At 72.8% G+C, this 25,137-nt stretch carries 27 protein-coding genes; 14 read left to right on the forward strand and 13 right to left on the reverse strand.

All coding sequences use genetic code 11. From position 1 onward, the window contains the following. Nucleotides 1–302: 302 nt before the first annotated feature. The 6 genes from ABTW95_RS29005 to ABTW95_RS29030 all read left to right on the forward strand — a co-directional run bounded on the left by ABTW95_RS29005 (nt 303) and on the right by ABTW95_RS29030 (nt 8,715). Nucleotides 303–1,958 (forward strand): alpha/beta fold hydrolase, encoded by a 1,656-nt coding sequence (locus ABTW95_RS29005; protein ID WP_396452944.1) that lies wholly within the window; start codon nt 303–305, stop codon nt 1,956–1,958. A 354-nt stretch (nt 1,959–2,312) separates the two neighbouring features. Beyond that, nucleotides 2,313–3,917 carry an alpha/beta hydrolase gene (locus ABTW95_RS29010; protein ID WP_500227940.1) on the forward strand — a complete coding sequence of 535 codons (1,605 nt, stop codon included), beginning with the start codon at nt 2,313–2,315 and terminating at the stop codon, nt 3,915–3,917. A 181-nt stretch (nt 3,918–4,098) separates the two neighbouring features. Next, nucleotides 4,099–5,685, forward strand: a complete 1,587-nt coding sequence (locus ABTW95_RS29015; protein WP_396452940.1) for an alpha/beta hydrolase — start codon at nt 4,099–4,101, stop codon at nt 5,683–5,685. Nucleotides 5,686–5,819: 134 nt separating this feature from the next. After that, a complete protein-coding gene (locus ABTW95_RS29020) occupies nt 5,820–6,662 on the forward strand; it encodes a GNAT family N-acetyltransferase (protein ID WP_500227963.1) in 843 nt (280 codons plus the stop codon). 79 nt (nt 6,663–6,741) lie between these two features. Next, the gene (locus ABTW95_RS29025) at nt 6,742–7,671 is read left to right on the forward strand and encodes a helix-turn-helix domain-containing protein (protein ID WP_396454426.1); all 930 of its coding nucleotides are present in this window, start codon (nt 6,742–6,744) and stop codon (nt 7,669–7,671) included. 135 nt (nt 7,672–7,806) lie between these two features. Then, on the forward strand, nt 7,807–8,715 hold the full coding sequence (locus ABTW95_RS29030) for a hypothetical protein (protein WP_396450095.1): 909 nt from the start codon (nt 7,807–7,809) through the stop codon (nt 8,713–8,715). Here ABTW95_RS29030 and ABTW95_RS29035 read toward each other — a convergent pair. Both ABTW95_RS29035 and ABTW95_RS29040 read right to left on the reverse strand, forming a co-directional pair. Next, nucleotides 8,712–9,113 (reverse strand): DUF3037 domain-containing protein, encoded by a 402-nt coding sequence (locus ABTW95_RS29035; protein ID WP_396450093.1) that lies wholly within the window; start codon nt 9,111–9,113, stop codon nt 8,712–8,714. The genes ABTW95_RS29030 and ABTW95_RS29035 overlap by 4 nt on opposite strands. Then, nucleotides 9,110–9,937: a HipA family kinase gene (locus ABTW95_RS29040; protein ID WP_396450091.1), complete on the reverse strand. Its 828-nt coding sequence runs from the start codon at nt 9,935–9,937 to the stop codon at nt 9,110–9,112. The genes ABTW95_RS29035 and ABTW95_RS29040 overlap by 4 nt, the downstream gene beginning before the upstream one ends. Before the next feature lie 44 nt (nt 9,938–9,981). Here ABTW95_RS29040 and ABTW95_RS29045 point away from each other — a divergent pair, with 44 nt between their 5' ends. Further along, on the forward strand, nt 9,982–10,665 hold the full coding sequence (locus ABTW95_RS29045; RefSeq protein ID WP_500227941.1) for a cyclase family protein: 684 nt from the start codon (nt 9,982–9,984) through the stop codon (nt 10,663–10,665). A gap of 10 nt (nt 10,666–10,675) precedes the next feature. On the opposite strand, the gene ABTW95_RS29050 is transcribed toward ABTW95_RS29045, so the two are convergent. Continuing rightward, nucleotides 10,676–11,167 carry a DUF4870 domain-containing protein gene (locus ABTW95_RS29050; RefSeq protein ID WP_396450087.1) on the reverse strand — a complete coding sequence of 164 codons (492 nt, stop codon included), beginning with the start codon at nt 11,165–11,167 and terminating at the stop codon, nt 10,676–10,678. A 145-nt stretch (nt 11,168–11,312) separates the two neighbouring features. Here ABTW95_RS29050 and ABTW95_RS29055 point away from each other — a divergent pair, with 145 nt between their 5' ends. Then, nucleotides 11,313–11,942, forward strand: a complete 630-nt coding sequence (locus tag ABTW95_RS29055; RefSeq protein WP_396450086.1) for a PaaI family thioesterase — start codon at nt 11,313–11,315, stop codon at nt 11,940–11,942. A 21-nt stretch (nt 11,943–11,963) separates the two neighbouring features. Here the strand turns inward: ABTW95_RS29055 and ABTW95_RS29060 are convergent, their stop codons facing one another. From ABTW95_RS29060 to ABTW95_RS29075, 4 genes are read right to left on the reverse strand one after another with little or no spacing between them, the layout of a single operon-like run. Next, a complete protein-coding gene (locus ABTW95_RS29060) occupies nt 11,964–12,260 on the reverse strand; it encodes a DUF6510 family protein (RefSeq protein ID WP_396450084.1) in 297 nt (98 codons plus the stop codon). Nucleotide 12,261: 1 nt separating this feature from the next. Beyond that, nucleotides 12,262–13,017 (reverse strand): ferredoxin reductase, encoded by a 756-nt coding sequence (locus ABTW95_RS29065; RefSeq protein WP_500227943.1) that lies wholly within the window; start codon nt 13,015–13,017, stop codon nt 12,262–12,264. After that, nucleotides 12,987–13,586 (reverse strand): sulfite oxidase-like oxidoreductase, encoded by a 600-nt coding sequence (locus ABTW95_RS29070; RefSeq protein WP_396450081.1) that lies wholly within the window; start codon nt 13,584–13,586, stop codon nt 12,987–12,989. Before ABTW95_RS29070 ends, ABTW95_RS29065 begins: the two co-directional genes overlap by 31 nt. Nucleotides 13,587–13,612: 26 nt before the next feature. Continuing rightward, nucleotides 13,613–14,116: a hypothetical protein gene (locus tag ABTW95_RS29075; RefSeq protein ID WP_396450079.1), complete on the reverse strand. Its 504-nt coding sequence runs from the start codon at nt 14,114–14,116 to the stop codon at nt 13,613–13,615. 39 nt (nt 14,117–14,155) lie between these two features. Between ABTW95_RS29075 and ABTW95_RS29080 the strand changes: the two genes are divergently transcribed. The 5 genes from ABTW95_RS29080 to ABTW95_RS29100 all read left to right on the forward strand — a co-directional run bounded on the left by ABTW95_RS29080 (nt 14,156) and on the right by ABTW95_RS29100 (nt 18,635). Then, nucleotides 14,156–14,842: a response regulator transcription factor gene (locus ABTW95_RS29080; RefSeq protein WP_396450078.1), complete on the forward strand. Its 687-nt coding sequence runs from the start codon at nt 14,156–14,158 to the stop codon at nt 14,840–14,842. Further along, a complete protein-coding gene (locus ABTW95_RS29085; RefSeq protein ID WP_396450076.1) occupies nt 14,839–16,194 on the forward strand; it encodes a sensor histidine kinase in 1,356 nt (451 codons plus the stop codon). The genes ABTW95_RS29080 and ABTW95_RS29085 overlap by 4 nt, the downstream gene beginning before the upstream one ends. A 63-nt stretch (nt 16,195–16,257) precedes the next feature. Continuing rightward, the gene (locus ABTW95_RS29090) at nt 16,258–17,310 is read left to right on the forward strand and encodes a chitinase (protein ID WP_500227944.1); all 1,053 of its coding nucleotides are present in this window, start codon (nt 16,258–16,260) and stop codon (nt 17,308–17,310) included. Nucleotides 17,311–17,388: 78 nt separating this feature from the next. Further along, nucleotides 17,389–17,721, forward strand: coding sequence for a PadR family transcriptional regulator (locus ABTW95_RS29095; protein WP_396450073.1), 333 nt, complete (start codon nt 17,389–17,391; stop codon nt 17,719–17,721). Continuing rightward, complete coding sequence (locus ABTW95_RS29100; RefSeq protein WP_396450071.1) at nt 17,718–18,635, forward strand: hypothetical protein; 918 nt, start codon at nt 17,718–17,720, stop codon at nt 18,633–18,635. The genes ABTW95_RS29095 and ABTW95_RS29100 overlap by 4 nt, the downstream gene beginning before the upstream one ends. Before the next feature lie 31 nt (nt 18,636–18,666). Here ABTW95_RS29100 and ABTW95_RS29105 read toward each other — a convergent pair whose 3' ends face one another. The 6 genes from ABTW95_RS29105 to ABTW95_RS29130 all read right to left on the reverse strand — a co-directional run bounded on the left by ABTW95_RS29105 (nt 18,667) and on the right by ABTW95_RS29130 (nt 23,875). Further along, entirely contained in the window at nt 18,667–19,113 is a 447-nt protein-coding gene (locus tag ABTW95_RS29105; protein ID WP_396450069.1) for an SH3 domain-containing protein, read from the reverse strand. Nucleotides 19,114–19,220: 107 nt separating this feature from the next. Further along, the gene (locus ABTW95_RS29110) at nt 19,221–19,928 is read right to left on the reverse strand and encodes an ABC transporter ATP-binding protein (RefSeq protein ID WP_396450067.1); all 708 of its coding nucleotides are present in this window, start codon (nt 19,926–19,928) and stop codon (nt 19,221–19,223) included. Then, nucleotides 19,925–20,719 (reverse strand): ABC transporter ATP-binding protein, encoded by a 795-nt coding sequence (locus ABTW95_RS29115; RefSeq protein ID WP_396450065.1) that lies wholly within the window; start codon nt 20,717–20,719, stop codon nt 19,925–19,927. Before ABTW95_RS29115 ends, ABTW95_RS29110 begins: the two co-directional genes overlap by 4 nt. Then, nucleotides 20,716–21,759 carry a branched-chain amino acid ABC transporter permease gene (locus tag ABTW95_RS29120; RefSeq protein WP_396450063.1) on the reverse strand — a complete coding sequence of 348 codons (1,044 nt, stop codon included), beginning with the start codon at nt 21,757–21,759 and terminating at the stop codon, nt 20,716–20,718. The genes ABTW95_RS29115 and ABTW95_RS29120 overlap by 4 nt, the downstream gene beginning before the upstream one ends. 2 nt (nt 21,760–21,761) lie before the next feature. Next, on the reverse strand, nt 21,762–22,649 hold the full coding sequence (locus ABTW95_RS29125) for a branched-chain amino acid ABC transporter permease (RefSeq protein WP_396450062.1): 888 nt from the start codon (nt 22,647–22,649) through the stop codon (nt 21,762–21,764). Then, a complete protein-coding gene (locus tag ABTW95_RS29130; RefSeq protein WP_396450060.1) occupies nt 22,649–23,875 on the reverse strand; it encodes an amino acid ABC transporter substrate-binding protein in 1,227 nt (408 codons plus the stop codon). The genes ABTW95_RS29125 and ABTW95_RS29130 overlap by 1 nt, the downstream gene beginning before the upstream one ends. Nucleotides 23,876–24,076: 201 nt before the next feature. Between ABTW95_RS29130 and ABTW95_RS29135 the strand changes: the two genes are divergently transcribed. Next, on the forward strand, nt 24,077–24,793 hold the full coding sequence (locus ABTW95_RS29135; protein ID WP_396450058.1) for a response regulator transcription factor: 717 nt from the start codon (nt 24,077–24,079) through the stop codon (nt 24,791–24,793). The last annotated feature ends 344 nt before the right edge of the window (nt 24,794–25,137 follow it).

Raw genomic sequence — 25,137 nt, forward strand, 5'->3', positions numbered from 1 at the left:
AGGCTCAGATCAACGGCTTGACGAACCGCCGGATGCGGGCCCGCATGTCCGGTGGTGTGAGAGGAGGGCCGGGCGACCCGGCCCTCCTACTCGATCGTGTGCGCGCCGTGCGGGAGGGTGCGCGCACGGGCGCGCCCTCCGGACTCCGGAACGTTCGAGGGTGTCACGAAGTTCCGTTGATCTTGTCACGATTCGGCATCCACTGTGTTGGGCCCTGTCGGCGCTCGCCGTAGAGAAGTCACAATCTCCTGTCTTTTACCCGTATGTCTGACTCAACCGGAGTCAGCACGTTAGGGGGATATGTGAAGAGGATCGTTGTCGTGGCCGCGGTGGCCGGGCTCGGTCTCACCGGCGTGGGCGCCACAAGCGCGCAGGCCGCGGGCCCTTCCGCCAGAACGGCCGGAGGTTTCAACCCCGCCGCAGCGAAGTGGCACGCGTGCCCGACGGACTTCGTGCAGACCGTGCACGACCTCTACGACGGCCTGTACCCGGTCTCCAAGATCGTGCAGTGCGCCGAGCTGCAGGTGCCGCTGGACTACGCCAAGCCGCACGGCACCAAGATCACGCTCCAGCTCACCCGGACGCCGCACACCGGCAAGGGCGCGGCCAAGGGCGACATCATCGTCAACCCGGGCGGACCGGGCGGCGGCGGCGCGCTGTTCGGGCCGCGGGTGTTCGCGCAGAACTCCGCGCCTATGCGCGACGCCTACAACGTCATCGGGTTCGACCCGCGCGGCGTCGGGATGAGCGTCCCGGCCATCAGGTGCGACCCGACCTGGTCGAACGGGCCGCGTCCCGACTACGGGACCGGTGACCCGAAGTCCGTGGGCATCTGGCTGAAGAAGTCCAAGGGCTACGCGGACGACTGCGCCGCGAACGACCGGATCGGGCTGCTGGACCACGTCAAGACGATCGACTCGGTGAACGACATCGAGTCGATCCGCAAGGCGCTCGGCAACGACAAGATCGACTACTACGGCGCCTCCTACGGCACCTACCTCGGGTCGGCGTACGCCACCGTGTACCCGAGGAACGTCGACAAGATGGTGCTGGACGGCAACGTCGGCCCGTCGGACGTCTGGTACGACGCCAACCTCGCCCAGGACGTCGCGTTCGACAAGAACATCGAGTACTACTTCGGCTGGATCGCCAAGTACGACTCGGTGTACCACCTCGGCACGACGCAGCGGCAGGTGCGCGACTTCTTCTACGACCTGCGGCGCCAGCTCAAGAAGAAGCCGGTCTACCAGACCTTCGACGGCCAGGAGTACGCCGTCGGGCCGGACGAGCTGACCGACGTCATCCTGAACGCCGGCTACCGCCGCAGCCAGGCCATCTGGCACGGCTACGCCGCCGGGCTCGCCGCCTACAAGGCCGGCGACACGGCCACCTTCGTGGGCACGTTCGGCGCGCAGACGTCCGGCGAGTCCGACGACAACGGCACCGCGATGTACCTGGCGACCGAGTGCACCGACGTGCAGTGGCCGCGCAGCTGGGGCAAGTGGTGGCGGGACAACACCCGCATCAACCGCAAGCACCCCTTCATGACGTGGAGCAACGTCTGGTTCAACGCGCCCTGCCTGTTCTGGGGCGCCAAGGCCGGCAAGCCGATCAACATCGGGCACACCCGCGACCTGCCGGGCAACATCCTGATGTTCCAGTCCACCGCCGACGCGGCCACCCCGTACCAGGGCGCGCTGGACATGCACCGCCGGCTCAAGGGCTCGCGCCTGGTCGTCCAGGACGGCGACCGCACGCACTGCATCGTGCACCGCGGTTCCGCCGAGGTGGACGCCTACTTCGACGCCTACTTCCTGCGGGGAGAGCGTCCGAAGCACCGCACCGTGCACGTCCCGCAGCTCGGTGACCCGGTTCCGCCGTCGCAGGCGTCCGCCCGGACGCTGAGCGGCACGGCGGCGCCGAACGCCGCGCGGCTGAAGGCCGACGTCATCCGCTGACGCCGGACGCCGATGCCGGACGCCGATGCCGGACGCCGATGCCGGACGCCGATGCCGGCCGCCGGCACCGGAGGCGGGCGATCGGCCCTTCGCGAGGGCCCCGGGGAGCGATCCCCGGGGCCCTTCCGCGTCGCGGGGCCGCGGTCGGCGGCCCGGACCGCGGCAAACGCGCAAGGACATCACGAAGTTCCGTTGATCTTGTCACGATTACGCATCCAGTCGCGCACCGCTCTGCCGTCATAAGCGACATAACCGCCACAATCTCCACGCAATCCGCATCCGCTATGCATCGGCGTGGCTCCCCCCTCCGGCCCCGTGGCGGGGCATCCGGAGCCGCCGATCTGAGGGGGTCAAGTGAAGAAGATCGTCATCGTCGCGACCGCGGTGGTCGCGGCGGCGGGCGGCGGCACCGTGGTGGCCGCCTCCGCGAGCGCGGACACCGGCCGGGCCGGTGCCGCCACGGTCGCGGCCAAGGGCATCGACTGGGGCAAGTGCGAGGTCAGCGGCCCCAACGACCCGATGAACCAGGCCCAGTGCGCCCAGGTCGAGGTCCCGCTCGACTACGGCCGGCCCAACGGGCGCAAGATCTCCATCGCGGTGTCGCGCTTCCGGCACACCGACGAGAAGAACTACCAGGGCGTGCTGTTCGTGAACCCGGGCGGCCCCGGCGGCTCCGGGCTGGCGTACGCGCCGGCCCTCGCCCGCTGGATCGGCGCCACCGGGCACGCCGACGTCGCGGCCAAGTACGACATCATCGGCTTCGACCCGCGCGGCGTCGGGTCCAGCAAGCCCGCGCTGACCTGCGACCCGCACTTCAACGACCCGATCCGCCCCGACTACGTCCCGAGCTCGTCGAAGGACGAGAAGGCCTGGATCGCCAAGTCGAAGAAGTACGCGCAGGACTGCGCGAAGAAGTTCGGCTGGATGCTGCCGCACATGCGCACCACCGACGCCGCGCGCGACGTCGACGCCATCCGCGCCGCGCTCGGCCAGCAGAAGATCAGCTGGTACGGCTTCTCCTACGGGACGTACTTCGGCGCCACCTACGCCACCCTCTTCCCGAACCGCGTGAAGCGGATGGTGCTGGACGGCAACGTCAACCCGAAGACGGTCTGGTACAAGGGCCAGCTGGAGCAGGACAAGGCGTTCGAGCGCAACATCCGCGCCTGGTTCGCCTGGATCGCCAAGTACGACTCGGTCTACCACCTCGGGACGAGCGAGAAGGCCGTCCGCGCCAAGTACTACGCGGCGCTCGACGGGGCCAAGAAGTCCCCGATCGGCGGCAAGATCGGCCCGGCGGAGCTGACCGACATCGTGCTGAGCGCCGGCTACAACACCGGCTTCTACATCCCGTTCGCCGAGGCCCTGTCGGCCTGGATCAACGACAAGGACCCGTCCGGCCTGCTCGACTGGCTCAACCCGGGCGGCTATGACAACGACTTCGCCGTCTACAACGCCGTCCAGGCGGCGGACGCCCGCTGGCCCCGCAACTGGAACAAGTGGCACAACGACGCCGCGAAGCTCTACCGGCAGGGCTACAAGTTCGAGACGTGGGGCAACGTCTGGTTCAACGCCCCGATCGCCTTCTGGCCCTTCCAGGGCGGGCCGGCGTTCCGCCTGCACGGCAGCCGCGGCCTGCCGGGCATGCTGCTCGTCCAGTCCACCCAGGACGCGGCCACGCCGGTCGCGGGCGGCCTGGAGATGCACAAGGTCTTCCCGTCCTCGCGCCTGGTGTTCGAGGTCGGCGGCAAGACCCACGCCAACACGCTGAACGGCAACGCGTGCCTGGACGACAAGGTCGCGGCGTACCTCGACACCGGCGCGCTGCCGGCGAGCCACCGCGGCCCGGACGCCTACTGCCAGGCCGTCCCGGCGCTGAACGACCCGGACCCGACGGCCATGACGCTGAAGGCCGCCCGCACCACGGCGGGCAAGGACCTTCCGGTCGGACGCCGGTAGGACCCGGCCAGAACCCCGTGGCGCGTCCGCTCCCCTGCCGGGGCGGGCGCGCCACGGTCCGTTTCCGGCCGGGAGGACGCACCTCCGCCGTTCGTTTCGCGGACGGTGGCCCCGGTTAGGGGCGGAATCGCGCGATCCGGGGTTCCCGCGGTCCAGGCCGCCCCGCCGGTAGAAAGCGGGGGTGCTGAACGACGCTGGAAGAAGGGCGGCGGCCGGGACGGCCGCCGCGGCGGTCGCGCTCGGGGCCGCAGCGATGGGAACGCCCGCGGCCGCCGCCGCCCGCCGCGCACCGGAGACCGCGCCGCGCGGCCTCGCCTGGAAGCCCTGCCCCGCCGACGATCCCGTGGAGGGCTCCCGGCTCAAGGGCCTGCAGTGCGCGTCCCTCCGCGTCCCGCTCGACCACGCCCGCCCGGACGGCCCGAAGATCACGCTCGCCCTGACCCGCGCCCGGCACACCGCCGCGAAGCCGGAGGGCGCGGTGCTGCTCAACCGGGGCGGGCCCGGCGCCCACGGCCGCGACCTGCCCGCCTTCTTCACCCGGTCGCTGCCGAAGCGGGTCGCCGCGTCCTACGACTGGATCGGCTTCGACCCGCGCGGCGTCGGCGCGAGCAGGCCCGAGCTGATCTGCGACCCGGGCTACCAGGACCCGGGCCGCGCGCGGCCCGACGCCGTCCCCGCGGACGCGGCGGAGGAGCGCGCCTGGACGGCCGCGGCCAAGGCGTACGCCGGCGACTGCGCCCGCAGGTACGGGGCGATCCTCCCGCACATGGGGACGGCCGACTGGGCGCGCGACATGGAGGCGATCCGGCGCGCGCTCGGCCTGCGGAAGATCAGCTACTTCGGCTACTCGTACGGCTCGTACCTCGGCGCCGTGTACGCGACGATGTACCCCGGGCACGTCGGCCGCATGGTCCTCGACAGCGTCGTCAAGCCGAGCGGTGTCTGGTACCAGGACAACCTCGACCAGAACGTGGCGTTCGAGAAGCGCATCCGCGCGTACTTCGCCTGGATCGCCCGCCACCACGACGTCTACCGGCTCGGCGGCACCGGGCGGAAGGTCGCCGCTTCCTACGCCGCGGTGCGCGCCGCCCTCAAGAGGAAGCCGATCGACGGGAAGATCGGGCCGTCCGAACTGGACGACGTGTTCCTCGCCGACGGCTACGCCGACTACTCCTGGGCCGCGCACGCGCGCGCCCTGTCGGCGTTCGCCGTCCGGCACGACGCCGGGCCGCTGCGCAAGGCGTGGCAGCCGCCGGGGCGGCTCGACCAGAACAACTACACCGTCTACAACGCCGTCCAGTGCCGCGACGCGGCCTGGCCGCGCGACTGGGCGCGCTGGCACGCCGACAGCGAGCGCCTCTACCGCGCCGGGTACCGCTTCGAGACCTGGGGCAACACCTGGTACAACGCGCCGTGCGCGTTCTGGCCCGTGCACGGCGGCCCGCCGCCGCGCGTGCGGGGCCGCTCCGCGCTGCCGCCGATCCTGCTCGTCCAGGCCACCGGCGACGCCGCCACCCCGTATCCGGGCGCGCTGGAGATGCACCGCAGGTTCCCCACCTCCCGGCTGCTCGTGCAGGCCGGCGGGCACAACCACGGCGTCACGTTCTCCGGCGACGAGTGCGTCGACGAGCGGGTCGCCGCCTATCTCGGCGGCGGCGGGCTGCCGCCGAGCCGGCCTGGCCCCGACGCGACGTGCAAGGCCGGACCGGCGCCCGAGCCCGCCGGCGCGAAGCACGACCGCGCCGGGCAGTCGGCGGCGCACCGCTGACCCCGCCGGAGGCGGCCGTTATAGGGCCTGCGGAGGTGCGCGGGCGGCAGACCGCATAGGCTTGTCCACGTGGAGCTTTCACTGCTGGGGGCCGAACGGGGGCCGCTCCCGTCCGGGGGCCGGTAGCCATGCGCATGCTGGGCTCGATGCCCGTACGCGTGCTGGACGACCGGTACCGGGCGGAGGCCCTCGCGATCCTGGACGCCGACCCGGTGTCCAACGTGTTCGTCAGCTCGCGCGTGCACGCCGCCGGGCTCGACCCGAGGCGGCTCGGCGCGCAGATGTGGGGATACCTGCGGGACGGGCGGCTCGTCTCGCTGTGCTATTCGGGCGCCAACCTGATCCCGGTCGCCGCCGGGCCGGAGGCCGTCCGCGCGTTCGCCGAGCGCGCGCAGGCGCACGGGCGGCGCTGCTCGTCCATCGTCGGGCCCGTCGACGCGGTCGGCGAGCTGTGGGAGATCCTCGCGCCGTACTGGGGGCCGCCCCGGGCCGTGCGCGCGTCCCAGCCGGTGATGGCCACCTCCGCCGTCCCGGACGTGCCGCCCGACCCGGCCGTCCGGCGCGTCCGGATGGAGGAGTTCGACATCGTCTACCCGGCGTGCGTGGCGATGTTCACCGAGGAGGTCGGGGTGTCGCCCAACGCCGGCGACGGGGGAGTGCTCTACCGCGCCCGCGTCGCCGAGCTGATCCGCGACGGCCGCGCGTTCGCCCGCATCGAGGACGGCCGCGTCATGTTCAAGGCCGAGATCGGCGCCGTCACCCCGCGCGCCTGCCAGGTGCAGGGCGTGTGGGTGCCGCCCGACCTGCGCGGCCGGGGCCTGTCGGAGACCGGGATGTCCGCGGTGGTGCGGGAGGCGCTGCGCAGCGTCGCACCGACCGTGTCGCTGTACGTCAACGACTACAACACGCGGGCGCGGGCCGCCTACCGCCGGGTCGGGTTCACCGAGCTCGGTTCTTTCATGTCGGTCCTCTTCTGACCTGGCGCCCGTCTTGTCGTTGCGTGCCTGATCTGCCCCGGTACCTGATTTGAGCTCGCCCGCCGGGTACCATCCCGCCGTGGAGTTCGCCGGGGCACTGCGGCAGGCCGTCCAGGCGAGCGGGCTGACCCTGGAACGGATCCGCCACCGGCTCGGGCGCCGGGGCCTGACCGTCAGCGTGGCCACGCTGAGCTACTGGCAGCGCGGCCGCAGCCGGCCCCGCTCGCGCACCGTGGTCGCCGCGCTGGAGGAGATCCTCCAGGTGCCGCCCGGCGCCCTCACCGAGCTGCTGGACGACCCCGCGCCCGCGGCCGCGCCCGCCCTGCCGCCGGCCGGCCGCGCCGGGTCGGCCGCCGGGCCGGCGGGCGCGGCGGACCGGGGGCGCAGCGCGCGGGACCTGTGGCCCGACCCCGAGCGCTACGCGTGCCTCGTCGGGCAGCTCGACCGGTCCGGCGACCACCGGCTGGAGCGGCTCAGCATCCACGACGTCTACCGGCTGGACGGGGTGCGCCGCTCCTGGACGCTGTCGGTCCGCACCGTCCTGCGCGCGGCGGGCGACGACATCGACCGCGTCGTCTGCGTCCACCAGGTGGCCGGCGGCGAGGCCGCCGCCGCGCCCGGCGCAGGGGGCGGCGGGCTCGCGAGCGTGCGGTACTGCAGGCCCGGCCGGATCCGCGCCGGGGGCGGCATGATGGCGTTCGAGCTGGTCTTCGACCGGGTGCTGTCCGCGGGGGACACGGCGGTAGTGGAGTATGAGCTCGGCCCGGTGGCCGGGCCCGCGTCCGACAGCTACGACCGGCGCTTCTCCCACCCCGTCCACGACTACGTGGCGATCATCCAGTTCGACGGCGACCGGCTCCCCGCGCGCTGCTACGGGTTCACCGCGGAGAGCTCGCACGCGCCGCGGCAGCGGCTGGGCGAGCTGTGGGTCGGCACGTCGGGCAGCGCCAACATCGCGGTCGGCGCCGTCCGGCGCGGCATCGTCGGCATCGAATGGGAGTGGCACTAGCGTTTGGACCCCTGGTTGTGACAAGTTGCCTGTTGGCAATGAGGGCCATGGGCCTTACAGTGAGCGCGGAAGTAGCAATTGCGGTAGTCAAGGCCGTTGTACGGGGGCCGGCCGGAGCTGATCCGGAGGCCACAGGTGCAGAGTGTCGCAGAGGACGATCTCCTGCAGGTCCTGCAGTACGGTCCGTTCAACGTCGCCCTCCACGCGGCCATCCAGGCGCGCGGCCTCAGCCTCGACTCGCTGCGGCGCCGCCTGGAGGAGCAGGGCATCGCCGTCAGCCTGTCCACGCTGAGCTACTGGCAGCGCGGCCGGACCAGGCCCGAGCGCGCCGACTCGCTGCGCGCCGTCCGCGGCCTCGAGGTCATCCTCGAACTGCCGCGCCACTCGCTGCTGACGCTGCTGCGGCCCACCACCGAGCGGACCGCCGGGACGTGGCTGCCGGTGGAGGAGCTGTGCCCCGAGCCGGGCGTCCGCGACCTGCTGGACGAGATCGGCGACCGCGGCGAGCGGACGCTCACCGGGCTCAGCCTGCACGACCAGTACATCATCGGCCGCCGCAGGGAGCTGCGCGAGGTGCGCTGCCGGGCGGTGTTCCAGGCGCAGCAGCGCGGCGTCGACCGGTGGATCGCCGTGTACCACCACCCGCAGGGCGTCCTGCCGTCCTCGCGGACCGTGCGCGGCTGCCGGTTCGGGCGCGTCCGGATGGACGAGGCCAGCGGGCTCATCGCCGCCGAGCTGCTGTTCGACCGGGCGCTCGGCCGCGGCGAGACGTACCTGCTGGAGTACGGCTTCGGGTTCGACGAGACGGGGCCGCCCATCACCGAGGAGGGGCGCGGTTTCCGCACCCCGCAGCACGAGTTCCTCATCGAGGTGCGGTTCCACCCGTCCGCGCTGCCCGCCCGCTGCCACCGGACGTGGCGGCCCGACGGCCACACCGCGCTCAAGGACTCCGCGGACCTGCGGCTGTCCAGCTACCACAGCGTGCACTTCATCGAGTTCGGCATGGCCGCCGGCTACCACGGCATCCGCTGGGAGTGGGACTAGAGGACGAGCAGGCGCAGCAGCCGGTCCGGCTCGGCGGCCGGGTCCTCGGTGAGGCCCGCGTGCACCGGGCCCGGCTGGACGATCGTGCTGCGCGGCGCCGTCAGCCACCGGAACCGCCGGCCCGGCGGCTCGGCCGCGGCCCGCCCGGCGCGCTCCCCGCCGCAGCACACCGCGTCCACGCCCTTGAGCGCCGCCCGGACGCCCTCCAGGTCGAGCGAAGGGTCCAGGGCGCGGAGGCGGCGCTCGTCCAGGTGCGTCCGGCAGCCGAGGTAGTCGGCCGCCCGGCAGTACACCACGACGCCCACGTTCATCGACTCGCCCCGCTCGACGCGCGGCACGACGCGCAGCGCCGCGTACTCGAACACCGTCGGCTCGCCGGCCGTCCGGATGTTGCTCATGCCGGGCCGCCCAGCCAGCCGGGACGGTTCTCCCCGCGCCGCGCGGACGTGTCCGGACCGTGGCCGGACACGTCCAGGTCCGGCAGCCAGTCCCGCGGCTTGCCCGCGCGCGGCAGCAGGATCTCGACGTAGGCGTCGCGGAGCGCCCCGGGGCTCGCGAAGCCGGGCTCCCCGTCCAGCCACCGGTCGGGCACCAGCCCGGTGACCTCGCGCAGCAGCCCCTCGGTGATCTTCGGCGCGAGTTCCGCCTCGGCGTCCTCCAGCCGGGTCGCGTAGGGGGTCAGCACGTGGTCGCCGACGTCGTACGGGCCGGAGAACAGCCGGGCCGCGTTCGTCCACGCGTGGTGGAAGATGAGGCTCGCGCCGTGGTCGATCAGCCACACGTCGCCGTGCCACACGAGCATGTTCGGGTTGCGCCAGCTGCGGTCGACGTTGCCGATGAACGCGTCGAACCACAGCACCCGCGACGCGAATCCGGGGTCGGGGGTCCAGCCGAGCGGGTCGAAGCCGAGCGAGCCCGGCAGGAAGTCGACGCCGAGGTTCCAGCCGGGGCTGGCCTTGAGGAGGTCCTGCACGTCGGGGTCGGGCTCGTGCCGCCCGATGGCCGGGTCCAGGTCGATGAGCACCTGATCGGGCACCCGGAAGCCGAGCCTGCGGGCCAGCTCGCCCGCGATCACCTCGGCGATCAGCGCCTTGCGTCCCTGCCCCGCGCCGTGGAACTTCATGACGTAGGTGCCGAGGTCGTCGGCCTCGACGACGCCCGGCAGGGAACCGCCCTCGCGGAGCGGCGTCACGTATCGGATGGCCGTCACATGTGGCAACACGTCGCAACGCTACCGTCCGGGGATGCGCGCGGGATAATCGGCATATGGGCGTTGAGCTGCTCGACCTCTCCGTGCCGATCACCACGGGCATGCCGGTCTACCCGGGCGACCCGGAGGTCGAGGCGGCCCCGGCCCTCACGACCGCCGAGTCGGGCGTGAACGTCCTGCGGCTGCACATGGGGTCGCAGACCGGCACGCACGTCGACGCCCCGTTCCACATCGACGACGCCCTGCCGCGCCTGGACGAGCTGCCGCTGACCCGCTTCACCGGCCCCGCCGCGGTCATGGACGTCCGCGGCCTGCCGCCCCGCGCCCCGATACCGCCCGGCGCGCTGCCGCCCGGCCTCGAACCCGGCGACGTCCTGCTGATCGCGACGGGCTGGTCGGCCCATTGGGGGACGGACGACTACCTGGCCCACCCCTATCCGGCCCCCGAGACGGCCGAGGCGATCATCGCGGCGGGCGTGCGCACCGTGGCCGTCGACGCCCTCAGCGTGGACCCCACCCCGCCGCCCGGCTCGGATGACTTCTCCCTGGCCGTCCACCGCGTCCTCTGCGGCGCGGGCGCGGTCATAGCCGAGAACGTGACGGGCCTGGACGCAGTCGTCGACGCCTATGAGGCGGGCTGCTCGATCGAGCTCTTCCTGTTCCCGATCGCCCTTGCCGCCGCGGACGGCGCCCCGGCCCGCGCCGTGGCCCGCGTGGACGACCGCGCCGTCCTCGTCTGACCCCGCGGGGTCAGCGGATCATGCGGTAGCAGAAGAAGGTCGGGAAGCGGTAGTACTGGCCTTTGCCCGCCTTCACGGCGCCGAGGATGATGAACGTCCACCCGGCGGCCAGGAGCTCCAGGTACGGGATGGCCAGCAGTGCGAGGAAGGCCGGCGCCTTCATGACGATCGCCGGCGGTACGCACACGGCCACCACGGCGATGACGTGGATCAGCATGGTGAGCTGCTGGTTCATCGACTGGGCCGCGTGGAAGCGGGTGAACGGCGAGGTGTTCTTCTTCGCCAGGTAGACGATCAGCGCCGGCAGGAAGCCGATCAGGACGTTCCCGACGTAGGCGAAGATCGCCCAGGTCGTGTCCTCCGGCGGGCCCTGCGGCGGCACGCCGTACGGGACGCCCGGCGGGCCGTAGCCCCACCGCGGGTCGTAGCCGCCGGGCGGCTGACCGTAGGGCTGCGAGTACGGGGGCGGCTGCTCGGGCGGCGGCGGGAGCTTGTCCGTCACGGCTGTCCTTGGTGATCGGGTGCCTCGATGCGGGAAATCTACCGTGCGCCGGACCCCGGTGTCGGGAGCTCCCGCCGCCCTCTTCTAGAATTGCATTCGGCCACTGGGGCGGTGTTGCGGGGGGCGCCCCCCGCGAGGAGGCTGAATGAGCGGGATCCCGATGGAGCGGCCGGTGCTGGGGGAGGACGAGGCGGCGGCCCTGAGCGGCCTCGCCGCGCGCGTCCGCGAGCTGGCCGAGGCCACCGTGCTCACCGCCGTGGGCGGCGCCGAGGCGGCCGCCGTCGCCGCCGAGATCGAGGCGCTCACGGCGCGGCTGTCCGCCGAGCGCCGGGACGCGCCGCCGTTCGTCCCGTCCACCGAGCGGCGGATGGACCGGCAGATCGGCAACCCGGTCACCGGCGCCCTCAACCCGCTCGCGCCGCCCGTCGAGCTGACGGTCGGCTCGGACGGCATCGTGCGCGGCGAGTTCACGCTCAGCGCGGTCTACGAGGGGCCGCCGTCGTACGTGCACGGCGGCGTGTCCGCGATGGTGCTCGACCAGGTGCTCGGGATGGCGGCCGCCGCGTCCGGCACGCCCGGCATGACCGCCACGCTGGAGACGCGCTACCGGCGCCCGACGCCGCTCGGCGTCCCGCTGTCGGTGGAGGCCAAGGCGAGCCGGGTCGAGGGGCGCAAGGTGTTCGCGTCCGGCACCATCTGCGGACCGGACGGCCGCGTCACGGTGGAGGCCACCGCGATGTTCATCATGCCGCAGCGGTTCGTCCCGCACTCCTGACCCGGAGCCGTGCCGGAACGCTCAGTCGTCGACCGGGATGGCGAGCGCGACCGTGCCGCGCAGGTCGAGCCAGACCCTGCCCCCGCCGTGCACGACCCGCAGGACGATGTGGTCGCACCGCGCGCAGCGCGCCACGAAGCCCGGCGCGTTCCCGTAGACGCGGAGCGCGGCGACCGGGCCCGTGCACCCGCAGTTCGCGCAGCGGCTCTGGGCGGCGGTCAGGTCGGCGGCGAAGACCTCCGACAGCGGGCCCGCGAGCACGTTGCCGTCGACGAAGTGGTCCCGGTCTCCGGAGAGCTGGTCGTCGAGGGTGGCCATGTCATCCTCCGCTGGGGCCGAAGCGTTCGGTCCGGACTCTTTCGGGGGCGTGGCCGAGCATGACCAGGTAGGCGGCGGCCCGCTCGACGAAGCCGGTCGGGCCGCACACGTAGCAGGTCGGCTCGAAGTCGGCGGGCCAGCCGTGCTTGACCAGGTCGTCCGGGGTGAGCCGGCCCGCAGGGCGGATCCCGCCGGACGGGGTCCTGCGCGTGTACAGATACGTCACGTCCAGGCCGGGGGAGCCCTTGTACAGCTCGGTCGCGTAGAACCGGTAGTCGGGGCCGCGCACCGACTGCAGCAGCCGGAACGGCACCCGGCTGCCGGCCGCCTGCCGCGTCCGGACCATCGACATCAGCGGGACGATGCCGGAGCCGCCGCCGACCAGCAGCACGGGCTCGGCCTGCTCCGGCCGCCACACGAACCAGCCGCCGACGGGCCCGCGGATCTCCGCCATGTCGCCCGGCATCATCTCGCTGACGAGGTAGGGCGACACCTCCCCGTTCACGACGCGCTGGACGGTGAGCTCGACGTGCTCGCCGTCGGACGCCGACGCGACCGAGTAGCTGCGCTGCGCGCTGTAGCCGTCCTCGGCGGTGAGCCGGACGTCGACGTGCTGGCCCGCGACGTGGCCGGGCCACCCGGGCACGTCGAAGACCAGCGTGGCGGCCGTCGCGGTCTCGGCGCGCCGCTCCAGCAGCTCGGCCGGCTGCCAGCGCAGCCGCCCGCCTAGTCGCCCTGGTACCGCTGTTCCCGCCATGGGTCTCCGTAGTCGTGGTAGCCGGCCGTCTCCCAGAACCCGGGCTCGTCCTCAAGGCCGAGCCGGATGCCGCGCACCCATTTCGCCGACTTCCAGAAGTACAGGTGCGGGACGAGCAGGCGAGCCGGGCCGCCGTGCACCGGAGGCAGTTCCCCGCCGTCGTAGCCGTAGGCGATCCACGCCTTTCCGTCGAGCAGGTCCTCCAGCGGGACATTCGTCGTGTAGCCGCCGTAGGAGTGGACGAGTGTGAAGTCGGCGGCGCTCTCCACGTCCTCGAAAAGAACGTCCAAAGAAACGCCGCGCCATTCGGTGTCGAATTTTGACCATTTGGTTACGCAATGCAGGTCGACGGTCGGCGTCTCGGCGGGCAGCGCCATCAGGTCGTCCCAGCTCCAGCGGTGTTCTTCGCCGGTCTCGGTGCTGATGGTGAACTCCCACTCGTCCAGCGGGACGCGCGGGGTCGGGCCGGCCGACAGCACCGGGAAATCGGACGTCTCGTACTGGCCGGGCGGCAGTTCGTGGTCGCCGGAGGGGCGCCGTCCGTGGAATCCGCGGGAAATAATGGGCATGGCGCCGTCCTTTCCCTCCGCGCGGCTCAGTATTCGTAGACTTTCACGGTCGGCTCGTGCTGGTACCAGGACGCGATGACCGACGAGGTGTGCTCGTCGCCGAGGAAGTCGACGCGGAGCCATCCCTCGGCCTGCGTCACGCGGGTCTCGTAGCCGGAGTTCGGCGTCGCGGAGACGAGCCGCACGCGGTCCTTCTCGATCGACATCGCGGCGCGCCCGCCGCGCGTGGCGTAGCTGCGCACGTTGTCGGGCGTCCTCGGGGTCTTCTCCGGCTTGCCGGACGGGGGTTTCGCGGACTTCGACGGCTTGGGCGCCGTGTCCTCGCCGTCCGGCGGGCTGGGCCGCGCGGTCGGCGAGCCGACCGTCGTCGGCCCCGGCGGCGCCGCCGGGCTGGAGTGGATGACGGGCCCGGCGATCGGCGGCGGCGCCGACCGCTCCGACACCGCGCCGCGGACGACGTCGCGCACCCCGAGCCAGGAGAACGCGACGGCCAGCGCAGTCACCCCGACCCACGGGGCAACATACGACATTGCGCGACGCATGGGCACATGGTGGCATACGGTTCCGCCATGGCGAGTGTTCTGGTGGTCGAGGATGACGCGAATGTCCGGACCGCCCTAATTCGGGAACTGAGCGTGCGGTCGCATGTCGTACGCAGCGTCGGGACCGCGATGGACGCGCTGCGCGAGGTCACGCAGTCGCCGCCCGACGTCGTCGTCCTCGACCTGGGGCTTCCCGACCTCGACGGCGCGGAGGTGCTGAAGATGCTGCGCGGCATCTCCGACGTCCCCGTCATCATCGCGACGGCACGCGACGACGAGCCGGAGATCGTCCGGTTACTGAACGCCGGAGCCGACGACTACCTCATCAAACCGTTCTCGATCGAGCACCTCAGCGCCCGGCTGGCGGCGGTGCTGCGCCGGTCGGCGCGGTCCGGGCCGACCGCCGAGCTCAGCGTCGGCGGGCTGCACATCGACCTCGACCGGCGGGAGGCGCAGCTGGACGGCGAGCGGCTGGAGCTGACCCGCCGCGAGTTCGACCTGCTCGCCTACCTCGCCGCCCGCCCCGGCCGGGTGGTCGCGCGGCGCGAGCTGCTCGCCGAGGTGTGGCGGCAGGCGTACGGCGACGACCAGACCATCGACGTCCACCTGTCGTGGCTGCGCCGCAAGCTCGGCGAGACCGCCGCCGCCCCCCGGTACCTGCACACGGTGCGCGGTGTCGGGGTCCGGCTGGCCGAACCCGACCCGCGGTCATGAGGAAGACGCTCGTCCTGGTGTCGCTGGCGGTCACCTCGATGGTCGCGCTGGCGTTCCTGATCCCCCTCGCGCTGACCGTCCGGGAGATCGCCCGGGACCGCGCCCTCACCACCGCCGAGCGGCAGGCCAGCGCGCTCGGCCCCGTCCTCGTCGTCACCGAGGACCCCGCCGCCCTCGAACGCGCCGTCGCCAGCACCCAGGCCGGCGCCGCCGGGCGGATGACCGTGCACCTGCCGGACGGCGGGCTCGTCCCGAAGGACGCCCACGGCGACTTCAGCGCCCGCCCCGAGCAGCTCACCGAGGCCGGCCGGCGCGGGCGCTCCTACACCGCCCGCGTCAGCGGCGGCTACGCCCTGCTCCAGCCGGTGTCGCTGGACGCCGGCCGCACCGCCGTCGTCGAGGTGTTCCTGCCGGACGAGGACCTGTCGCGCGGCGTGTGGAAGGCGTGGCTCGTGATGACGACGGTCGCCTGCGCGCTCGTCGCCGGGTCCGTCGCCGTCGCGGACCGGCTCGGCAACCGCATGATCCGCTCCACCCGGCGGCTCGCCGAGGCCGCGGGCGCCTTCGGGGACGGCGAGCTGTCCGTCCGCATCGAGCCGGACGGGCCGCCCGAGCTGATCGAGGCCGGGCTCGCGTTCAACGCGATGGCCGACCACGTCGTCCAGCTCCTGTCGGCCGAACGCGAGATGGCCGCCGACCTGTCGCACCGCCTCCGCACGCCGCTGGCCGCGCTCCGCCTCAACGCCGAGGCGCTCGGCGACGGCCCGGTCGCCGAGCAGACCCGCGAGGCCGTCGACCGCATCGAGCGCGAGGTCGACCAGATCATCCGGACCGTCCGGCGGCCCACCGGGCGGGGCAGCTGCGACGCCGCCAAGGTGCTGCGCGACCGCGTCGCGTTCTGGTCCGTCCTCGCCGAGGACGAGGGCCGCTCCTGCGAGCTGATCGGCGCCGACGGGCCCGCGCCGCTGCCGATCCCCGGCACCGAGCTCGCCGCCGCCGTCGACGCGCTGCTCGGCAACATCTTCCGGCACACCGCCGAGGGGACCGGCTTCGTCGTCACCCTCCACCAGGGGCAGGGCGTCACCGGCATCCTCGTCGCCGACGGCGGGCCCGGCATCAGCGACCCGGACGCGGCGCTGAAGCGCGGCAGCAGCGGCGGCGGCTCCACCGGCCTCGGCCTGGACATCGCCCGCCGCGCCGCCGAGTCCACCGGCGGCTACCTGCGCATCCACCGCAGCGTCCTCGGCGGCGCCCAGGTGCAGATGTGGTTCCGGACCCGCTGGCTGCCGCCCGCCCGGCGCTCCCGCCGCCTCGTCGGACGGCGCCGCCACTCCCGTACATCGCGGGCATAGCGCGGCCTTAAATCAGCCTTAACCGCCGCGGCGGCGGATCGGCGCGGTCCTAACTTGACGGCCATGAAACGCCCCCGCTCCCCGTACGCGCCGCGCCGCTCCCAGTACGCGGCCGCCGCCGTCATCGCCGTGGTGGGCCTGGTCGTCGCCGCGGTCATCGCGGTCGCCGCCATCCTCGCCAGCGGCAACATCCCGACGGCGCCCACCTCGTACAAGGTCCAGGTGGTCCGCGTCGCCGACACCGGACCCGCGTTCGCCCCGTACGTCGACGTCGGCCTCAGCCCGCCGTACGACCTCGTCGGCACGGCGGAGAAGACGGGCGTCACCACCTTCACGCTGGCGTTCGTCACCGCCGCCGGCGGCTGCACGCCCGCGTGGGGCGGCACGACCGCCCTCGACGCGAACCCGGTCGCGAACCAGGCGGCCGCCCTCCGCGCCGCCGGCGGCGACATCCGGATCTCGTTCGGCGGAGCGTCCGGCAGCGAGCTCGGCACGGTCTGCACCAGCGTCGCGTCCCTCACCGCCGCCTACGACAAGGTCGTCACCGCGTTCAACCTCAAGCGCGCCGACTTCGACATCGAGGGCGCCGCGCTGCCGGACGCCGCGGCCAACACCCGTCGCGCCCAGGCCATCGCCGCGCTCCAGAAGAAGCACCCCGACCTGAAGGTCTCGTTCACGCTCCCCGTCCTGCCGACGGGCCTCACCCCGGACGGCGTGAACCTCGTCTCGAACGCGAAGGCCAACGGCGTCGCCGTCGACGCGGTCAACATCATGGCGATGGACTACGGCCCGCCGTCCTCGGCGATGGGCGATCTGGCGATCCAGGCCGCGACGTCCACGGAGGCCCAGCTGCGCGCCGCACTGGACGTCCCGTCCGCCTGGAACCGGCTGGCCGTCACGCCCATGATCGGTGTGAACGACGTGGTCACCGAGACGTTCACGCTCGCCGACGCCGCGCGGGTCGCCGAGTTCGCCTCGTCCAAGGGCCTGGCCTGGACGGCGATGTGGTCCGCGAACCGCGACCGGCCGTGCCCCGGCGGCCCCCAGCCCAAGGCCGACCCGACCTGCAGCAGCATCGACCAGCAACCCTTCGCCTTCATGAAGGCCTTCGCCTAGCGGGTAAGGGTTTTGTGGCCTGCTCGCCCGGTGGGGGGCTATGTAGAGTTGCTACAGCCCCCCTTCTGATGGAGCGACATGCAGGTCCGCATCACCACGACCGTCGCCAAGGTCCTGAGGATCTTCCTTGAGGACGTCGATGAGAGACGCTACGGCTTCGAGCTGATGCGCCAGGCCGGGCTGGCGAGCGGCACGCTGTACCCGATCCTCGCCCGGCTGGAGAACGCCGGGTGGATCGTCGGCCAGCTGGAGTCGATCGACCCGTCCGAAGCGGGCCGCCCGCCGCGCCGCTTCTACACGATGACGGGCGAGGGAGCCCGGTCGGCGCACCACGAGCTCGCCCGGCTGAGCGCCGAGCTGCGGCCACCGGGCCTGCCCGGCCGGGTCCGTCCCGGGGAGAGCCCGGCATGAGCGCGGAGGTGCTGCTCTCCGCGCTGCTGGGGCTGGTGTGCATGGTGGCGGGGACGATCGCGGGCGACATGGTCAGCGAGGAGATCCGCGGGCAGCTGAACCGGCTGCCCGTGGCGCTCCTGCGGGTGGCGCGCCGCCGCCTCCCGCCGCACCTGCGCGAGAGCCTGCACGACCAGGAGTGGGAGCCGGAGCTCCTGCACATCCTCACCGAGGCCGAGACGAGGCCGGTGTCCCGGCTGTTCATCGGCGTCCGGTTCTCCCTCGGCCTGATCAGGTCGGCGCGCTCGGTGGGCCGCGCCCGGGCCGGTCGCGCGCCGCAGACCGAGAGCCTCCGGCGCCTCATCTCCATCACCGACGCGTGCCACCTGTTCGGCAACCTCTCCACCATGGCGGCGCGGCTCGTCCTGACGTTCTTCCTGTCGCTCACCGCCGGCCTGGAGCTGCCGATCCTCCTCGGCATCGCGGGCGACCGCCCCTTGAGCAGCACCGCGCTAGCCGGCATCCTCACCGGCGTCTTCGGCCTGCTCGCCGGCGGCGCGGTCGCCTTCCTCATGGGGCCGGGCGTCCAGGAGCTCATCCAGGGCCGCCTCTACCGGCAGCGTCCGGTCCTGTGGAGCACCCCCGAGCTGAGCCCCGACCACGGCTGGACGATCACCGCCCTGCGCAAACTGCTGGACCGGCTCGTCGGCGAAGAGGGCGACAAGGCGCGCGGCACACCGCTCGTCTCCCTCGCCGGCGCCGGGCTCGGCACCGGGCTCGGCATCCTCGCGCACGTGACGCTCGCCGGAATCGCGCCGGTCGTCTACCTCCTGGGCGGCGCCTTCGGCCTGCTCATCTGCCTGCGCATCCTGCTGGTCGAAACCGTGCTGTGGTGGTACGAGCGGCAGCGCAGGCAGGCGTCCCGCAACTCGTGAAGGGGGCCGCGGGCCGCGGCCCCCCGCACGGTCAGCAGTCGAAGTACTTGACGTACCACTTGCCGTTGCCGTTACCGAGCTTGTAGTCGGCGATCCAGCGGCGCTGGCTCATCCGCACCCACAGGTATCCGTCGCGGCGCTGGATGGTGTCCCAGTCCGTCCAGACGCGGGTGCCGTGCTCCAGGGCCCCGACCCTGCGGTAGTGGAGGCCCGGCCCGGTTCGGACGTTCAGCCCGTTCGCCGGGAGCACCACCCCGCGGCACCAGCGGCTGCGCTCCTCGTCCCGGCTGAGGAGCCGGTCCATGGCCTTGGCGGCGCCCTCGGGCCCCACCTCGATGGCTCCGGGCCCGTGCCCTTCCTCCTCTTGCTGCCCCGGCTGCGGCGGCGGCTGCGCCCCGGCGACCGCCCCGCCGGTCAGCGTGCCCCAGGCGAGCGCACCCGCCGCGAGCCCCGCACCGAGCTTCGTGCTTACGCGCATCTATCCCCCTCCAGGAGTCGTCTGACGTGCAGTCGGAACATTACCCAGAGTCACACAACGTGGACGCAATGCAACGAAGACTCTTCTTTGGCTGCGCAGCGACCCGGTCAGTCCGCCGCCCACTCCCCGCCGAGGTAGGCGTCGCGCATCCGCGGGTCGGCCGCCAGTTCGGCGGACGTGCCGGCCAGGACGATCTCGCCCAGTTCCATCACGTAGCCGCGGTGGGCGACCTCCAGCGCGGCGCCCGCGTCCTGCTCGACCAGCAGGATGCCGGTGCCCGACTCGGCGATGCCGGAGAGCCGCGCCAGGATCTCGTCCACCAGCACCGGCGCCAGCCCGAGCGACAGCTCGTCGATGAGCAGCAGCTTCGGCCCGCTCATCAGCGCCCGCGCTATCGCGCACATCTGCTGCTCGCCGCCGGACATGCTGCCCGCCACCTGGTCGAGGCGGTCGGCCAGCACCGGGAAGATCTCCAGCACCGGGGCGAGGTCGGAGTTGCGGCCGAGCCAGCCGCCGAGGCGCAGGTTGTCGCGCACCGACAGGCCGGGGAACAGCCGCCGCCCCTCCGGGACGTGCGCCACGCCCGCCGCGGCGACCGCCTCCATGGACGCGCCGATCAGCGATCGCCCGTCCACGGTCAGCGTCCCGCTGCGGTCGGGGATCATCGCGCTGACGGCCCGCAGCAGCGTGGACTTGCCCGCGCCGTTGGGGCCGACGAGCGCGACGATCTCGCCCGCGCCGACCTCCAGGGACACCTCGTGCAGCACCCGCACCCGCCCGTATCCGGCGGTGAGCCGGTCGATCTCCAGCATCATGAGGGGTTCTTCCTGGTGTAGCGGTGCCCGAGATAGGCCTCGACGACGCGTTCGTCGCTGAGCACCTGCCGGGGCGGGCCTTGGGTGAGGACGGTGCCGTGGTGCAGGACCAGCACCTCGTCGGAGATCGCGGCGATGGCCTGGATGATGTGCTCGATGACGAGCACCGCCAGGCCGTCCCGCCGCAGCTCGTCGATGAGCGCGAGCGCCGGGTCGATCTCGGCGGGGCGCAGCCCCGCGAGCACCTCGTCCAGCAGCAGGACGCGCGGCCGCAGCGCCAGCGCCTTCGCCAGCTCCAGGCGGCGCGCGTCGGCGACCGACAGCTCGGCCGGCGGGACGCCGCCCCGGCCGCCGAGCCCGACCCGCTCCAGCACCTGCTCCGCCTCCCGGCGCGCCTGCGCCGGGCTGCGGACCGGGGACGGGCCGAACATCGCGGCCACCGCCACGTTGTCGGCGACGGTGAGGCCGCGGAAGGGCTTGACGATCTGGAAGGTGCGGGCGACGCCCGCGTGCGCGATCCGCCACGGCCGCGCCCCGGTGAAGTCCTTGCCGCCGACGTGGACGGACCCGGTGGTCGGCTTGAGGTGGCCGCTGACGAGGTTGACCAGCGTGCTCTTGCCCGCCCCGTTGGGGCCGATCACGCCGAGCGTGCGGCCCGGCCGCAGCGCCAGGGCGACGTCCGACACGGCGAACAGGCCGCCGAAGCGGCGCCCCAGCCCCCGCGTCCGCAGCACGGGGGCGTCGCCCGCCTCGGTGCCGCCGGCCGGCGGCGAGCCCTCCGGCTCGGTCATAGCCGGTACCTCCGTACGTTCGAAAGGAGCGAGAAGTCGCGCGTGCGCATCGCGTCCCGGACGAAGTTGACGAGGCCCTGCGGCAGCAGGATCACCGCCGCGATGATGAGCACGCCGAGCGTGAGGCTGTGCATCTGCGGGAAGTGCTGCCGCAGGTACTCCGAGACGACGGCGATGCCCAGCGCGCCGAGGACGGGCCCCGCGACCGTCCCGGACCCGCCGATCACCACCATGACGATCATGAGCACCGTGATGTTCACGTCGAACAGCCGCTCGGGGTAGATGGTGACCTGCTGGAAGGCGTAGGCGGAGCCGATCGCGCCGGTGAGCGCGGCGGACACGGCGAACGCGAGCGTCTTGGCCCGGGTGGTGTTGACGCCCATCGCGGCGGCGGCGTCCTCGTCCTGGTTGATGGCGCGCAGCGCGTACCCGGTGCGGCCGCGGGAGATGAGCGCCGAGATCAGTGCCGTGACCGCGGCGAGGCCGAGGAACAGCAGGTAGAAGCCGTCGTTGCCGAGCCACAGGGTCGGGGCCAGGTCGCCGGTGGACGGGATGGTGACGCCTGCTCCGCCGCCAGTCCAGCGGGGGACGTTGGTGACCAGTTCGCGCAGACCCTCGGCGACCCCGAGCGTCGCCACCGCGAAGTAGTGCCCCTTGAGCCGGAGCAGCGGCAGCCCGATCACGGCCGCGAACACGGCCGCGACCACCGCCGAGACCGGCCAGGCGACCCAGAACGACAGGCCGCCGTGGACCATGAGGATCACCGTCGTGTAGGCGCCCAGGCCGAAGAAGCCGACCTGCCCGAAGCACGCGTAGCCGGTGAAACCGCCGATGAGGTTCCATGCGGCCGCCAGCGCCACGAACATGTAGACCGTGGTGACGGTGCGCTCCTGGCCCGAGTAGAGCTGGCTCTGCAGGCCCAGGCCGGCCAGGACCGCCACCGCCCCGGCGGCCCACGGGAGCCACGCGGGACGGCGCCCCTTCGGGGCGGGCGCCTTCTCGCCCCGGCCGGTGCCGGCCGGGGCGGTGCTCGCCTCCATGCTCACACCTCCACCCGGCTCGCGTAGAACGCCCGGCCGGCGATGCCCTGCGGGCGGACGGCGAGGACGACGACGAGCAGGCCGAAGGCGACCGCGTTGACCAGCGTGCCGGGCAGCAGCTGCCCGCCCCACGCCTCGACCAGGCCGAGCAGGATCCCGCCGATCAGCGCCCCGTACATGTTGCCCAGCCCGCCGAGCACGGCGGCGACGAAGCTGAACAGGGTGAACCGGACGGAGTCGGCGGGACTGAACGTCTCGACGGCGCTGACCGCCGCGCCGGCCGCGCCCGCCATCGCGGTGGAGATCCCGAAGGTGAGCGCGTAGACGTGCCGTGCGCGGATGCCCATCAGCCGCGCGGCGCCGCGGTCCATGCCGGTGGCCAGGATCGCCAGCCCGGTGCGGGTGCGCCGCATCATCGCGACCAGGATGAGCGTGAAGGCGAGCGCCACGCCGGCCGCGAGCAGCCGGCCGAGCGGGACGCGGACGCCGCTGAGCAGTGTGAAGCCGTCCCCGGCGTACCCGGTCGTGACGGACCGGTAGTCGCCGGAGTACAGCAGGATCAGGCCGTTGACCAGGACCAGGTCCAGCCCGAAGGTGAGCAGCAGCGTGATGAAGATCGGCGCCTTGACGACCAGGTTGATCAGCCCGCGCTGCACCAGGTAGCCGACGGTGAACAGGACGGCGGCGACGGGGACGATCGCCAGGAACGGGTCCAGGCCGAGCCACTGGTTCAGCTCGAACGTCAGGTACGCGCCGATCAGGACGAAGGCCCCGTGCGCGAGGTTGATGACGTTCATCACCCCCCAGACCAGGGAGAACCCGACGGCGATCAATGCCAGCAGCCCGCCCTGGAGCAGCCCGTACACGGTCGCCTGCAGAAACTGGCTCATCAGCGCTTCCCGGTGCCGGGCCAGATCATCGCGCTCTCGGCGACGTCCTTCGGCCACACGGTGACGGGCTTGCCGTCCTGGATCTGGATGACCTGCATCTTCTTGGTCAGGTTCTGGCCCTTGTCGGTGAACTTCAGCGGCCCGAAGAAGGTCTGCTCGTCCAGCGCGGACATGGCGTCGCGGACCTTGTCCGGCTCGGTGCTGCCGGCATGCTCCACGGCGAAGACCAGGGCCAGGCAGGCGGCGGTCGCCTCCGCGCCGTGGTACTCCGGCGCCCGGCCGCCGAACGCGGCCTTGAACGCGGTCGCGTAGTCGGCCGCGGAGCCGATCCACTTGTCCTCGCCGGTCGTCTTCTCGGTCCACTGCGTGGAGCCGAGGGTGCCCTCGGCGTCCGCGCCCAGCGACTTGGCGAAGTCGGGCGTGGGCGGCGCCACGGTCTCGGCGAAGCCGGCCGGCGTCACGCCCAGCTCCTTGGCCTGCTTGATGATCGCGATGCCCTCGGCGACGTGCACCGAACCGAGGATCACGTCCGGCTTGAGCGACTTGACCTTGGTCAGCGCGGCGGACACGTCCGAGGTGCCGCTGGGGAAGTACTCGGTGGCCACGACGTCGAACCCGAGGCGGCGCGCCTCCTCGGCGCCGGACTCGGCGACCGTCTTGGAGAACCCGTCGTCGGCGGAGAGGAACGCCATCGTCTTCGGCTTCGGCTTGGCCATCTCGTTGATCGCCTGGACCATGGACGCGGCGTAGGAGTGCGCGGGGGAGAGGGCGGCGAAGGTCCGCTTGTAGCCCTTCTGGAAGATCTTGTCGTCGGCGCCGGAGCTGTCGGCCATCACCTGGCCGTTGCGCTCCACGACCGCGGCGGCCGCCTCGGTGGTGGCCGAGCCGTAGGGGCCGAGGATGAGCTTGACGCCCTTGTCGTTGAACTGGTCGACGAGCTGCGCGGCGGTGTCCGGCTTCGAGGTGTCGTCCTGGTACTGGATCTCCAGCTTGAGCTTCTTCGAGCCGACCGGGACCCCGCCCTTGGCGTTCACCGCCTGCCGGCAGAGCTCGTAGCCCTCCTTGGTGAGGCCGCCCTCGCGGGCGAGCGACCCGGTGAGCGACAGGGAGGCGCCGATCCGCAGGGTGTCCCCGCCGCCGCTCGCCTCGTGCTCGCCCTTGGACCCGCATCCCGCCGTCGCCAGCGCGACCGCCGCGACCACCGCCGCGGCCTTCTTCGTGTGCATCACGTTCGCCCGTCCTCTTGCGATCGGCCGGGCCACCGTCCGCCCCGATCGGAGAGCGGCCCGCAAGCGCCTGGCCAGCGCTTATGGACGGGAAGGTAAGGGCCGCCGGGTGAGTGCAGGGAAGGGCAAACTATGAAATTTAAGAATTTTCTAGGATCTTTGCTATATGCCGCGAGCGTCCGGATTTCTACGCTGTGGGCGATGCGGATCCTGCTCGTCGAGGACGATGACCGGTTCGCCGACGCCCTCACGGTGGCGCTGCGGCGGCAGGGCTTCGACGTGTGCCGCGCGTCCACCGCGGCCGCCGCGCTCAGCGCGCCCGAACCCGACCTCGTCCTGCTGGACCTCGGCCTGCCCGACCTCGACGGCATCGAGGTGTGCCGGCGGCTGCGCGGCGGCGACGTGGCGATCATCGCCATCACCGCCCGCGGGGAGGAGCGGGACCGCGTCATCGGGCTGCGCTCCGGCGCCGACGACTACCTGGTCAAGCCGTTCGGCATCGCCGAGCTGAGCGCCCGCATCGACGCCGTCATGCGCCGGGTCCGGCCCGCCGCGCGCCCGGTCGTGACCGTGCGCGGCGTGCGCGTCGACCCCGCCCGGCGCCGCGTCACCACCGCCGAGGGCGCCGAGATCACGCTGACCCGCAAGGAGTTCGAGCTGCTCGCCGCCCTCACCCGCGAACCCGGCGTCGTCGTCCCCCGGGATCGGCTGCTCGCCGAGGTGTGGCACAGCACGTGGCCGGGCGGGCGGCGCACCCTCGACGTGCACATGGCGACGCTGCGGGCCAAGCTCGGCGATCCGGGGATCGTGCAGACCGTGCACGGCGTCGGCTACCGGCTCGCCGTCGGCGCCGCCCCCGCCGCCGGCGCCGCCCCGGCCGCTCCCGGCGGATCCGGACGACCGGGGAAGGACGCGTGATGCGGCTGCGGCCGGGAGGGTGAGAGGCATGCTGCGCCGAATGCTGGTGCTCTACGCGTCGCTGCTGCTGCTGGTGCTGGCCGCTTTGGAGATCCCGCTCGCCATCGGGTTCGCCGCCCGCAGCACCCAGAACCTGTTCATCGACCAGCTCAACGACACCGCCCGGTTCGCCTCGCTGACCGAGCCGGCGCTGCGCACCGGCGAGATGGTCACGCTGCGCGCGGAGCTCACCCGCTACGACGACCTCTACGGCATCGCGGCGGCCGTCATCGACCGGAACGGGACCGTCGTGCTGGCCTCGCGCCGCGGGCTGGCCCTCGGCGAGACCGCCCGGCTCCGGGTGC

This window comes from Spirillospora sp. NPDC127506 (assembly GCF_040302145.1).
Classification (GTDB): domain Bacteria; phylum Actinomycetota; class Actinomycetes; order Streptosporangiales; family Streptosporangiaceae; genus Spirillospora.